The sequence below is a fragment of the Erythrobacter fulvus genome (assembly GCF_028595285.1).
Lineage (GTDB): Bacteria > Pseudomonadota > Alphaproteobacteria > Sphingomonadales > Sphingomonadaceae > Erythrobacter > Erythrobacter fulvus.
Genome location: NZ_JAQQXQ010000004.1, coordinates 1 through 12,318 on the forward strand (window position 1 = coordinate 1; position 12,318 = coordinate 12,318).

At 60.4% G+C, this 12,318-nt stretch carries 12 protein-coding genes and 1 tRNA gene; 3 read left to right on the forward strand and 10 right to left on the reverse strand.

What is annotated here, in order from left to right:
- The first annotated feature begins 823 nt into the window (after nt 1-823).
- Nucleotides 824-1,282, forward strand: a complete 459-nt coding sequence (locus tag OIK40_RS05910; RefSeq protein ID WP_273677003.1) for a hypothetical protein — start codon at nt 824-826, stop codon at nt 1,280-1,282.
- A gap of 224 nt (nt 1,283-1,506) precedes the next feature.
- Here OIK40_RS05910 and OIK40_RS05915 read toward each other — a convergent pair whose 3' ends face one another.
- From OIK40_RS05915 to OIK40_RS05950, 8 genes are all read right to left on the reverse strand, one after another.
- A complete protein-coding gene (locus OIK40_RS05915) occupies nt 1,507-1,845 on the reverse strand; it encodes a hypothetical protein (protein ID WP_273677004.1) in 339 nt (112 codons plus the stop codon).
- Nucleotides 1,842-2,819, reverse strand: coding sequence for a hypothetical protein (locus tag OIK40_RS05920; RefSeq protein ID WP_273677006.1), 978 nt, complete (start codon nt 2,817-2,819; stop codon nt 1,842-1,844). Before OIK40_RS05920 ends, OIK40_RS05915 begins: the two co-directional genes overlap by 4 nt.
- 255 nt (nt 2,820-3,074) lie before the next feature.
- Nucleotides 3,075-3,569: a hypothetical protein gene (locus tag OIK40_RS05925; protein WP_273677008.1), complete on the reverse strand. Its 495-nt coding sequence runs from the start codon at nt 3,567-3,569 to the stop codon at nt 3,075-3,077.
- 391 nt (nt 3,570-3,960) lie between these two features.
- Nucleotides 3,961-4,188 (reverse strand): hypothetical protein, encoded by a 228-nt coding sequence (locus OIK40_RS05930; protein ID WP_273677009.1) that lies wholly within the window; start codon nt 4,186-4,188, stop codon nt 3,961-3,963.
- 533 nt (nt 4,189-4,721) lie between these two features.
- Nucleotides 4,722-4,913: a helix-turn-helix domain-containing protein gene (locus OIK40_RS05935; protein WP_273677011.1), complete on the reverse strand. Its 192-nt coding sequence runs from the start codon at nt 4,911-4,913 to the stop codon at nt 4,722-4,724.
- 118 nt (nt 4,914-5,031) lie between these two features.
- Nucleotides 5,032-5,763: a hypothetical protein gene (locus OIK40_RS05940; protein WP_273677012.1), complete on the reverse strand. Its 732-nt coding sequence runs from the start codon at nt 5,761-5,763 to the stop codon at nt 5,032-5,034.
- 87 nt (nt 5,764-5,850) lie between these two features.
- Nucleotides 5,851-7,059, reverse strand: a complete 1,209-nt coding sequence (locus tag OIK40_RS05945) for a tyrosine-type recombinase/integrase (RefSeq protein ID WP_273677013.1) — start codon at nt 7,057-7,059, stop codon at nt 5,851-5,853.
- Nucleotides 7,060-7,259: 200 nt separating this feature from the next.
- Nucleotides 7,260-7,345: transfer RNA gene (locus OIK40_RS05950), tRNA-Tyr, on the reverse strand.
- A gap of 167 nt (nt 7,346-7,512) precedes the next feature.
- On the opposite strand from OIK40_RS05950, the gene rlmB reads away from it, so the two are divergent.
- Together rlmB and OIK40_RS05960 are read left to right on the forward strand one after the other, a co-directional pair.
- Nucleotides 7,513-8,304 carry a 23S rRNA (guanosine(2251)-2'-O)-methyltransferase RlmB gene (rlmB, locus tag OIK40_RS05955; RefSeq protein WP_273677014.1) on the forward strand — a complete coding sequence of 264 codons (792 nt, stop codon included), beginning with the start codon at nt 7,513-7,515 and terminating at the stop codon, nt 8,302-8,304.
- Between the two features lie 24 nt (nt 8,305-8,328).
- Nucleotides 8,329-9,234, forward strand: coding sequence for a hypothetical protein (locus OIK40_RS05960; RefSeq protein WP_273677015.1), 906 nt, complete (start codon nt 8,329-8,331; stop codon nt 9,232-9,234).
- A 101-nt stretch (nt 9,235-9,335) separates the two neighbouring features.
- On the opposite strand, the gene OIK40_RS05965 is transcribed toward OIK40_RS05960, so the two are convergent.
- Both OIK40_RS05965 and lon read right to left on the reverse strand, forming a co-directional pair.
- Complete coding sequence (locus OIK40_RS05965; RefSeq protein WP_273677016.1) at nt 9,336-9,608, reverse strand: HU family DNA-binding protein; 273 nt, start codon at nt 9,606-9,608, stop codon at nt 9,336-9,338.
- A 239-nt stretch (nt 9,609-9,847) separates the two neighbouring features.
- On the reverse strand, nt 9,848-12,256 hold the full coding sequence (lon, locus tag OIK40_RS05970; protein WP_273677412.1) for an endopeptidase La: 2,409 nt from the start codon (nt 12,254-12,256) through the stop codon (nt 9,848-9,850).
- Nucleotides 12,257-12,318 lie beyond the last annotated feature (62 nt).

Consider the following 12,318-nt stretch of genomic DNA (forward strand, 5'->3'; position numbering starts at 1 on the left):
GATCTCCGCTTCACGCAGCTTGCCGATGATCTCTTCCGGCCTGTGCTTCCTTGCCATTCCATTCCTCCTTCGTGACCAATTCTAAAATAGAAATTGGGCCACTCAGAAGGGGGCAGATCACGAACGCGCGGAGGTCCGCTGCCATTCTAGCACTACTCTGGAGGGGATGTGCAGGATATGCCGTTAGCCACGATCTTCTGTTGTGCGGGTGACATCCGTCTGAGAACACAAGGCATCGGCATACCCGCAAAAATGATGCCCCATTACCATATGATCAACGTCTTTGACGCGATCGGCACCGGAGGTTTCGTCCGTCATTCCAAAGCAAACTGTTCTCGTTTCCGACCAGACAGGTTCGAGGCAAACCGCTCGGCAACATCGGCATGTCAAGCTTAGCAATTACTTACGCCGAGGTCCAACCGACATCAAGCGCGTGCAAATCCGCTTGGCGACAATGCGCGGATGGAAGCGTTCCCTCGAAAACCGGGCGGGAATTGATTGTGAGCCCAAAAGGAAAGTGGTCAGGGCTTGAATAGAACTAGACACACAGAAAATTGATTTCCTTTGATTAAATTCAAATCAAAGAAACTACACCCACATTCTCCCCCACACTCGCGCCGAGATTGACGCTGAGATTGCTATCTCGACCTACTTTAGCGAACGGTCTCGCGCGCACCCGCGCGGACGAAAAAACTGTGTTAGCGGTTCTACAGAGAATTGGCCCCGCTCTACGTTCGCGCGGCCATCAGGATTTTGCCGCCCCCTCTTTGGCTTAATCTGACGATGCGCTAAAATGCTACGAGATACGAAATGGGGGCCGCCAATGCTCAAGAGTTTGATTGCCTGCACAGTCTTACTAACGACGGTGCCTATTGCTGCTCAAGATCGTCTTTCCCTCATTTGTGACGGTGCGTTCAGAGGACAATTCAAAGACCGTGGAGTAGGTGGAGCCGTGGTCACTCCCGAAGGCCGGGTGTATTCGGGCGGCGCGGCAAGTTCACAATACGGGGATGTTCCCACCACGGCCCTATTCGAACTTGAAGATGGAACGGCCCGACTGAATTTGCCTCAGCCGCCCACGTGCTCAATCTGTGTTGGCGAAAAAGGCTGGCGGGATGTCAAAGATCTTCAGGTCAACGAGGACAAGATCGAAGGCCGCATTCGCTATGGCCTTTTCTCGGGGACAAAATTCATGATCGACCGCCGCACAGGCATAATGACGGGCGACAACGGCTTTACGGGAATGTGTAGGGCGCAAGACCTTGCTGAGCGCAAGTTTTAGGACAGCACGCCGGATTGCTCGAAGCTATAGACACTATCTACGCGCCCGTGCGGAATGAGCAATAAATCCAGCCGCGTCCCTAGCTTCGCGCCCGCGCGTATTGCTCCGCGAACCCTCTAATTGCGTCTACATTAGAGGCATTGAGCGGGAACGTCCGCTTTTAGGTTAGGGCGGGATTGACCGGCATGACCGCAACTGGGTGGGAAGCCGACCGGCGGCGCTCGCTATTCCTGTTCGACTCCCGCACTTGGCGGGCTCACGAATTCGCCTAGCCTTGCATTGTCGTTGAATGCTTCTTGAAGATCGGGACGTCCTCGAAAAATCTCCGGATCGGGCGCGACCTTGTTCGAAGGCAGATCTGCAACCGTCATTCGGTTATCGATTGGACGCGGGGATGGTTCAAACTCTTGTGCGACCGGTGGACTCGCCTGGCCCGGCTGAAGCGAAGAACGGCTGACATCATCAAATCCTTCGCGATAATCTCCGACCCAATCGGAGAAGAATGCAATGAGCACCAAGGCAGCAATTGCACCCAGACCGAAAAGTTTCGCGTTATCGCTCACTCACAAAGCCACTCAGGATCACGCAAGTCTTCGCTCGACCAGAGCTGGGGGGATGAGCCATCGCGTGAGCCGATATAGACATCGACATTCCGCCAGTTCACACTGAAACGGTAGAGGATTTGCGAATTGTCGCAGCTATAGGCAAGGTTTGCATCCCTTGCGTTGAAAAGCGGTTCCGCAAGGTTACCTTGCGCATCATGTTGCTGGAGCAGCCCGCTTTCGTTGTCTCGCACGGCGATCCGCACCAGGCCCGAGGATGCGGGCTTTGACACTTCCATCGAGCTATCAAGGTTCCCGCCCGTCACGATCTCGCGCGTGGCTCCGTTCTCGAGGTTATAGGCCACGACGATATAGCTCGCTGTCAGAGCTGTGAAAAACACCTCGTTCGTAGTCGCGAAATTCGGGCTGAAATTGGGGTCCGAGACGCCGTATCCGACTTCGATCCGCTGTGGCAGATCGTTGGGGACGTCAATGTTCACAACGACAAGGTCGCGTGTGTCGTCCTTGATTTCCGTATGATAGGGAAAAACCAACTTCGAGCCATCGGGCGAAAAGTCGATATTATTGATATCGTTTCGGGTGTCGCTCGGGAGGGCCGGAACAAACGGAGTGGAGCTGACCTCAATCTTGCATGGATCGGTGTCCCAAGTTGCAAGATAGAGATCATCGTTAAGCGCGTAGGCGATGCGCTTTCGTTTGGCCGAATAGGCAAATCCGCGCAGGCGTCCGGCAGCGTTGTCTTTATTGACCCGCAACACGAGGCAGGATTGATCGCCTTCAATATTCGCCAGGCGAATATCTTCGTATTTACTGGTTTCGACCTTGTAGGCGATCACGGGCACGAATTCGCTCGGGGGATCAGGCTCGCCTCCTCCTCCGCCGCCCTTACCTTTGCCTTCGGGTGGAGCGGCGATTGCCGAACCGAAGAGCGAAATAGCAGCGATCGAGGCTGAAACAATAAATAACCGGCGCAAAGTCTTTCTCCCCCCAAAAGAAGGCAAAGCGACTCCTGATTATTCTTTGGTTAATTCAAAAATATATATCCAAAACAGCTCCTGTCAAATCACTTGAAAATGATATGATTTTTTAGGACTTTATATGAGTCTGATTGCTTTGAAAATTTCGCTGAAGATTCTGGTGGCACGAGAGACAAGCGGCAATGGCAACAACGGGGTTGTTAGCCGACAGGCGGCTTTTTTCGTGTCGGCAGGGAAAGCCGATGCTCCCAGCTACCCGCAAGACAGATTCCGGCTCATCCCGCACCGCTTCCCAATGATGCGCCCGCCGTATTCGTGTCGTATCCCGATCGCCGCCGCCGCGTCCGGCTCCGCGCCTTTCAGGACGTAGGCCAGCGCCGCCCCCAGATTTTCGGTATAGAGCGCGCCGTCCGGCTGGCCCGCGCCCCCGATTTTTTCGGTTAGAATAACGGTGCGCCGATAGGGATTGCCCGTGATGCGCTCCACCCAGCGCATCGATCGCCGCCCGCTTATCTCGCGGCCTTTCGGCAAATGGGCCAGGATGTGCAGATGCGAGCCTTTCCCGTCGCCGTTCTCGCGCGTCCAGATGTAGGCCGTTTCGCCGCGCAGCCATTCGCGCCAGTATTTCAGGAAAGCGGTGGTCGCCTGCATCGCGTCCGCATCTGTAAGGCCAGCCGCCTCCCAATGCACCGTTATTAAACGGGTAAACGGCTTTCCGATCGCGCTGGCCCGCCGCGTGGCCGCCACCAGTTTCCGCGCCTTGTCGAGCGTCAGTCCCTCGCTTGTCCGATCGGCACGGTTGCGAGGGCCGCCATGTGCAAACCGGGAGCGCGCGGCAGCCGATGGCCCGCACCCTAGCGGTATAGGTATAATCGCAAGAGCCGTGCCATTGCCCAAGTCAGCCGCGCAATCCGCTGGCATCGCACCCTTTTTTAGGGCTTCCGAAAACTCCCCGCATCGCCCAGCGCCAGCGCCAGCCGCTTCGCGTAAAATACGCGTATTTACGGAAACTTGATCGCCCTCGCCTCGCGGCATCTGCAAAGCCTGTCTTGTTTTTCAAGTGAACGGTGGCGAACGGGTGACGGGAACGGCTCGCAATGTCCGCCCCCGCCCCGTTATCGCCTGTTTTCTGCCTGTATTAACAGGCAGCGCCGTCGCGCTCGATCGCCTGCAATCCGGCCATCAATTCGCCCAGACGCTCAAGCGGGATGGCAAAGCCGCCACCATAGCGCGCGGCACATGGCCGGAGATCGCCGCCGTCCTTGGGACGATACCACGGCCACACTTGTAGCCGCGCCTCGCCATTCCAGACAGTCGCCTCAAGCCGCCAGACGTGCCGCCCGTGCTCTTGCTCGAAGATCAGCATGGCGCACCGCCTTTCAGGACGGCCACAGGGCCGCTTGCAAGCGCCTTGCTGGCGCTGTGGGCGGTTGCCTGTCCGCTTGCCGTCCAATCGCCACAGGATGGCCTCACGCTATCCTGTAGGCCGCTCGAAGCGCCTTTTCGGAGCAAGGCGAGCGCCGTCTCCAGTGGCAGCTTGCGCCACCCAGCCGGGAGCGCCCCGGCATCACGGCTGGCGAGCCAAGCGGGAGCCGTTTTCGACAAAGGCCGGACGCGCCACAACTTGCAATCCGTCACCGGACAGCAGGACACGTGCTCACGCCAATTGGCTCCCGCGTCACAGGCTCCACAATCCCGGCACTTGCCATCGATCGCCGCGCGAAGGGAATGGCCGCTCATGGCGCACCCCCTTCCCCTCCGGCTGGCATCAGCGCGGGAATTGATTGCCCTGCTTGCGGGGCGGGGTTAGGTGAAGGCGTCGAGCGCCTAGCTTTGACACCAGTCGAGCCGGGAGCGGTTGCCGCCGTCCCGGCTCGCATTGTTTGGGCCGCCCGCATCTCAAGCGGCCTCGCCCATTTGTGCTTTCTCCACCAGTCGCCGGATGCTTTCGACTGTCACCAGCCGCCGCGTCCCGATCGTCACGGTGTCGAGCAACTGCTCCGAGATCAGCGCGTAGGTTTTCGTTTTCCCAATGCCCAATGCCCGCGCCGCGTCCGAGACGCTGCATAGGACGGGTTCGAAGTTACTCATAACCATGGTTTCCCTTGTTGGCCGTGCCTGCTCGCACGATTGCGAGAGGTGCCGCAGGGATACGCAAGGGCTTAGATCGAGTCGGCCAATATGGACAATTTGAGGCCAGAAACCGGAGTTATTGGCCTCCGTCCCTTAGCTTCTGCATTTCCTCGAAAAGCTTTTTCGCTCGTGGCCTCACGGATGAAAGCGCGGGTTCTTTGCCCTGATTTGAAAACCAGTCGAGCAACTTGCTTTCAACGTCTGCCTGCAAAGCTGGTTGCCAATTTGTATCGCCCCATAGAAGGGCGACGGCAGCTATCGCTCGCTCCCAATCGTATTCGGGTGTGCGACCGCCCTTCGCTTTGTCAGCAGGGGTTACCGTCTGCCCCTGTTCGGGCTGCTCGATGCAGATGTCCCAAGCCGAAAACCATTCCTCCCTGTATCCCTCTTCGAAAAGGCTACCGGAGCAAGTCGCATAGCCGATTTGATCTTTCGGCCATTCATATCGCCCGATCTGCAAGTCCTCTAATTCCAAAATTTCGAGATTAATCCGCTTCGATGTAGTGAATCGCCCTGCAATTAAATGGGTTCGCAAGTCTGCCCAGCGCGTCGCCGAAATGCGGCCCGGCCCCTCCTCGAAGAAATGCCCATCATCGGCATATGCGCGCCATTGAAATTCCGCCCATGACGAAAGATCGCCATTTGCGAGCAGCTCCAGAAGCAAAATCGCTGGAGATGGTAGCCCTTCAAATGCAAGCCGATTGATAATCTGCGATAATGACCACGATCGTGGTAGCCGCTCATCATATAACCATTGCTCCCACTCTAGGGCTGCAATGATCTCTAGAGCGCGTTTGCTATCTTCCATGCCCCCGCTTCCCTTGCGGCTCCCGATAAATGGGGAAGCGCGTGGGAAGCGCGCTTATCGGCTGGCCTGCCTATCCCCTGCAATAACTTAGCCAGCATTTGCCGCGTTTGGGAAGTCGATCACCGTCCCGCCCGTGCGGCTTGCGCAATATGCGCCCCAAGCCTCCATCAGCTTCGCGCGCTTCTCCAGATGCGTTGTCCGGCGATAGGCCGCTTCCGTCGCGTCGGGTGTCTTGTGTGCCTTCGCCGCGTCCACCACGGCATTGGCAAAGGTGGTCTTGTCCGCCGCCCAATCGGTAAAGGTCGATCGAAAGCCATGCACGTGGAACGGCTCGTCCGCATCGCGGAGCACTTTCAGCAAGGTCATGTCGGACATTGGCTCGCCGTTCATGCCGGGGAAAATCAGGTTTGTGCCTGCTAGCTTGAGCGCCGCCGCCTTGCGCAGCACCGCCAGCGCCGCCTCGCTTAACGGGACGATATGCGCCTTGCCCCGCTTCATGTGCTCGCCGGGACACGTCCACAGCTTCGCCTCCAGGTCGATCTCATCCCACCTGGCAAGCCGCGTCTCTTGGCTCCGCGCCGCCGTGAGCACCGTAAATTCCAACGCCAGCCGCCCGAAAGACGGCTTTGCGCGCATCTGCTCCAGAAATTCCGGCACGGCCTTGTAAGGCATAGCCTTGCGGTGCTGGCGCTCGCCCGTTTGCTTGGGCAGGCCATTGCCTGCTTTCAGGGAGCCGCTGCTCGAAGGCGCTTCATGTGTCCGCCACCCGCGCGAATGGGCGAAATTCAGCACGGTGCAGACGCGGTGCCGCACCCGCCGCGCGGTTTCGGGATATTCCTGCCAGATAGGCAACAGGGCCGCGATGATATCGCTCGCGGCAATGTCGTTTGCAGGCCGATCGCCAAAGCGGGGAAAGACGTGGCGCTCAAGGCTGGCGAGCCATTGAGCCGAATAGCCTTCGCTTTTCCAGCCGCCCTTGTTCTCGCCGTGATACCGCTCGGCCGCTTGCCGGAATGTCACGGCCTCTGCCCTGTCCTTGCGCCGCTCCGCGATAATGTCGCGGCCTTCGATCTTGATTGCCTTACGCGCCAGCACGGCCATCCCCCGCGCCTCTGCCAGTGAAATCAGCTTGGCGCTCCCAAGAGAAACATCCCGCCGTTTTTTGTCCCGCTGCACCCGCACATACCATGAGGCTCCGCCGCGCTTATCCACCTTTAGAAAAAGGCCGTCGCCGTCCTGATAGGCTCCCGGCACTTTCAGCGCGTCTTTCACTTGCTTGGCAGTCAGCTTCCCCATGTCGATCTCCAGCCGATCGAAAGTGTGGGGGGATTTGGCCGAAAATGGCCGGGACGTTCTCACTCCCCCACATTTTCCACCCACACTTTACCGCGAATTGGGGCGGCTGGCAATGAACGGAAGCGCGCACGGGTGGACGGTTTTTCCTTGGGAAACCGCGCTTTCCGGCGATGTGGAGTGGTTCTCAGCGAAAGGGAAAGTGGTGGACAGGGCTGGATTCGAACCAGCGTACGCTTGCGCGGGCAGATTTACAGTCTGCTGCCTTTAACCACTCGGCCACCTGTCCACACAGTCCCCTTGTGCAAGGGGGGCTTTCCTGAGCGTTGCCGCTTCCGAAAATGCGCGAGTCCGCAAGGGTCCCGCTGCCGAGAGGCGCCCCTTTGGCGAAGCACTGCTTGCCTGTCAATGGCCCTGCTGGCAGGGGGCAGGTTATGGTGCCGGCAAGGAGTGAAAATGGCCAAGGTTGAACGCAAGCGTGCATTACGTGGACGCGCGGGACGGATGAAAGGCGGACGCGGTTCGGGCCGGGCCAGCACCGGGCAGGTGCGCCTGTGGGGCCGTCACCCGGTCGAAGCTGCCTTGAAGAACCCGGAACGCCAGCATCGCAAGCTGTGGGCGACTCGTGAAGGCATCGCCAGCCTCGATGGCGAGCTGCCGGCCGATTTCCCGATCGAATATGCCGACGTCGCCGATCTCGCGCGGCTGGTCGCCAAGGATGCGCCGCACCAGGGGCTGGTGCTCGAATGCGCGCCGCTGGAGGACGTGTTCCTCGACGAAGTGGCGCTGGGCGAGCCCGATCGCCCGGTGGTGGTGCTCGACCAGGTCACCGATCCGCATAATGTGGGCGCGATCCTGCGCTCGGCTGCTGCGTTCAATGCCGCGGCAATCATCACACAGGACCGCCACGCTCCGCCCGAAAGCGGGGTGCTGGCCAAGTCCGCTTCCGGCGCGCTGGAAACCGTGCCCTGGGTGCGGGTCGTCAACCTCGCCCGCGCGCTCGAGGAGCTGGCCGAGGCCGGATACTGGCGCATCGGGCTCGCCGGAGAGGCACAGGATGCGCTGGCCAACATCATGCCGACCGGACCGCTGGCGATCGTGCTCGGCGCGGAAGGTGAAGGCCTGCGTCACAATATCGCTGCGCATTGCGACGCGTTGGCGAAGCTGCCGATTTCCTCCGCTATCGAGAGCCTCAACGTTTCGAATGCGGCAGCGATTGCGCTTTATGCGGCCGCCACGCGCGGGTAGAAGGCGCGAAGGGAGGGAATTGCCATGACTATGTTTTCGTCTATCCGCCTGCGCGCCGCGGCGCTGCTGGCAGGTTTCGCACTGGCCCTGTCGGGCTGCTTCATGGCGCCGGGCAAGTTCACCTCTGAGTTGACCCTCACGGGGCCGGACAGCTTCACCTTCACCTATGACGGCGAGATCTTCTTCCTCGGCCTGTCCAAGCTTGCGCAGATGGGCGCAGCAGCCGACACCGAGACCTTCACGGCCACCTGTTTCGACGAGGAAACCTACGAGGAACGCGCCTGCACCGCCGCGGAAGAGGCCGAACAGCGCACCGAATGGGAGGCCGGCGCCGCCCGCCGCGCAGAGGAGAAGAAGAAGGAAGCCGAACAGATGGCTGCGGTGATGGGCGGGATCGATCCGTCAGACCCCAAAGCGGCAGAGGAAATGGTACGCCTGCTCGAACGCCAGAAGGGCTGGAAGCGGGTCGTCCACAAAGGAGACGGGCTGTTCGAGGTGAGCTACGAAGTCTCCAGCACGCTGGGCCATGATTTCATGTTCCCGACGATCGAGGGTTTCCCCGCGACCAATCCCTTCGTCCAAATGATCATGCGCGACGGCGGCCAGGTACGGATCAACGCGCCCGCTTTCGTGCTGCAGAACAAGGACAACCCGATGACCGCGCTGATGGGCGGCATGGCACCGCTGGCCAATCTCGCCACAATGAACGCCAGCGCCGAAGACGGGGTTGCCGAGGACGAGGAGCAAATCCCGGGCATGCCGATGCTCGACGGCATCTTCACCATACGCACCGCGATGGGCATGCGGATCCTCGCCAATAATACCGACGAAGGCCCTGCGGCCATGGCGGGCGGCGGCGAGATGCTGCGCTGGGAGATCACGCCGCGCACCGGCACCGCGCCAACCGCGCTGATCGTGACCGGCGGCTGAAGCATCCGCGACAGCCGGGCAAAGAAAAAGCCCCGCCGGCGATAGCGCCAGCGGGGCTTTTTCTGTTGACGCTCTCGCCGGTTGCGGGGCGCGTCAAACGATCAGTTGACCGCGTCCTTGAGACCCTTGCCCGCCTTGAACTTGGGCTGGTTCGACGCCTTGATCTTCATTTCCTCGCCGGTGCGCGGGTTGCGGCCGATCGAGGCCTTGCGCTTGGCAACCGAAAAAGTGCCAAAGCCCACCAGCCGCACTTCATCGCCGCCCGACAGGGCCTTGGTGATGGTGTCGAACACGCTTTCCACCGCGTTCGAGGCATCGCTCTTGGAAAGGCCGCTGGCATCGGCAACGGCGCTGATCAGGTCGTTCTTGTTCATCTGGGAACCCCCTCGGCTCGAGATTTTGTCGTTTAGGTGAATCGCCCCACGAAAAGTCCGAAGTTGAGACTGTTTCGGCAAGGCTGTCAAAGGCAAATCGCCCCCGATGCCAGAAGCCGGCGACATGGCGGCGGTTTGCGTGACTACGCAGCCCGCCACAACTGGCATCGACGGTTCCTTGGAACGGAGTTGAAGGCGACCCTGCCGCGAATCACGGCAAGCGTCGGCCTTCTAGCGATTCAATGCGCGGTTGGCACCTCCGAAGCGGTCGTATTTGCACCCGAAGCGGCGCTTCCCGGCTGGCTGGCAAGATCGTCGGCCTCGGTCCATTCGATCGCCTCAAGCGGCTGCACCAGCGCGCGGGCCAGCACTTCATCGACGTGGCTTACCGGAATGATCTCGAGCCCTTCCTTGGCATTGGCCGGAATCTCGGCGAGATCCTTGACGTTCTCTTCGGGGATAAGGACAGTCTTGATCCCGCCGCGCAGCGCAGCGAGCAGCTTTTCCTTGAGGCCCCCGATCGCCAGCACGCGTCCGCGCAGCGTGACCTCGCCGGTCATCGCCACGTCCGGACGCACCGCGATGCCGGTCAGGGTCGACACGATCGAGGTGACCATCCCGATCCCCGCGCTCGGCCCGTCCTTGGGCACCGCCCCTTCGGGCAGGTGGATGTGGACGTTCTTGCGGTTGAACAGGCTCGGCTTGATCCCGTAGGCAGGTGCCCGCGCCTTGACGAAGCTGAAGGCCGCCGCGACGCTCTCGTTCATCACCTGACCCAGCTTGCCGGTGGTCTTGATCTCGCCCTTGCCCGGCGTGGTGACGCTTTCGATCGTGAGCAGCTCGCCGCCGACCGAAGTCCACGCCAGACCCGTCACCGCGCCGACCTGCGGTTCTTCTTCCGAAACACCGTGCTTGAATTTGCGCACGCCGGAGAAGTCGCCGAGGTTTTCAGGTGTGATGGTGACGCTGTCGGTCTGCTTTTCCAGAATGCGGCGCAGCGCCTTGCGGCACAGCTTGGCAATCTCACGCTCCAGCGTCCGCACCCCCGCCTCGCGAGTATAGTAGCGGATCAGATCGCGCAGCGCGTCCTCGGTGAGCGTGAATTCGCCCGCCTTCAGCCCGTGCGCCTTGACCTGCTTTTCGACGAGGTGTCGCTGGGCGATCTCGACCTTTTCATCCTCGGTATAACCTTCGAGGCGGATGATCTCCATGCGATCAAGCAGCGGCTGCGGCAGGTTCAGACTATTCGCGGTGCACACGAACATGATGTCGGAAAGATCGAGGTCGAGCTCGAGATAGTGATCCTGGAACTTGGCGTTCTGTTCCGGATCAAGCACCTCGAGCAGCGCCGAAGCCGGATCGCCGCGGAAGTCCTGACCAAGCTTGTCGATCTCGTCGAGCAGGAACAGCGGGTTCGACGTGCCGGCCTTCTTCAGATTGGCGACGATCTTGCCCGGCATAGAACCGATATAGGTGCGCCGGTGGCCGCGGATCTCGGCCTCGTCGCGCACGCCGCCCAGCGACTGGCGCACGAATTCGCGGCCGGTCGCCTTGGCGATCGACTTGCCCAGCGAAGTCTTGCCCACACCCGGCGGGCCGACGAGGCACAGGATCGGGCCTTTCAGCTTGTTGGTGCGCGCCTGCACGGCAAGATATTCGACGATGCGGTCCTTGACCTTTTCCAGCGCGTAATGATCGGCATCGAGGATCGCCTGCGCCTTGGCGATGTCCTTCTTCAGCTTCGACTTCTTGCCCCACGGCAGGCCAAGCAGCACGTCGAGATAGTTGCGGATCACCGTCGCCTCGGCGCTCATCGGCTGCATTGCCTTGAGCTTCTTCAGCTCGGCATTGGCCTTGGCGCGGGCTTCCTTGGAAAGCTTGGTCTGCTCGATCTTTTCGGTGAGCTCGGCGATTTCGTTGCCGTCCTCGCCGTCACCACCGCCCAGTTCAGACTGGATCGCCTTCAATTGTTCGTTGAGGTAATATTCGCGCTGGGTCTTCTCCATCTGGCGTTTCACGCGCCCGCGGATACGGCGTTCGACCTGCAGCACCGACAGCTCGCCTTCCATGAAGGCCATCACCAGTTCGAGCCGCTTGAGCGGATCGCTCTCGGTCAGAAGACCCTGCTTGTCCGACACCTTGGCGCTGATCGCAGCGGCGATGGTATCGGCCAGCTGGCCGGCATCGTCGACATCGGTAAGATCGATGCCGGCATCCTCGCCCAGCTTCTTGTTGAGCTTCACATATTCGCCGAACTGTTCGGTCACCTGACGCATCAGCGCGGTAACCTCGCTACCGGACACGGTTTCGGGTTGCTGGGGTTCGACTTCGGCAAGCAGGTACGTGCCGGCATTCTCCAGCGCGGCCAGGCGCGCGCGGGTCTTGCCTTCGACGAGAACGCGCACCGTGCCATCAGGCAGCTTCAGCAACTGGAGCACCTGCGCGATCACGCCGACATCATACAGATCATCGCCTTCGGGATCGTCGCAGCCCGGATCAAGCTGGGCGATCAGGACGATGTCCTTGGAAGCTTCCATCGCGGCTTCCAGCGCCGCCACCGACTTGTCGCGCCCGACAAACAGGGGCACGACCATGCCGGGAAAAACGACGATGTCGCGCAAGGGGAGGAGAGGGTAGGTCTGGGTCATGTTCTTGTCCGCGGCGGCCATATGGGCCTGCCTTCAACGGGAATATGGGTAGCCCCCCGCCC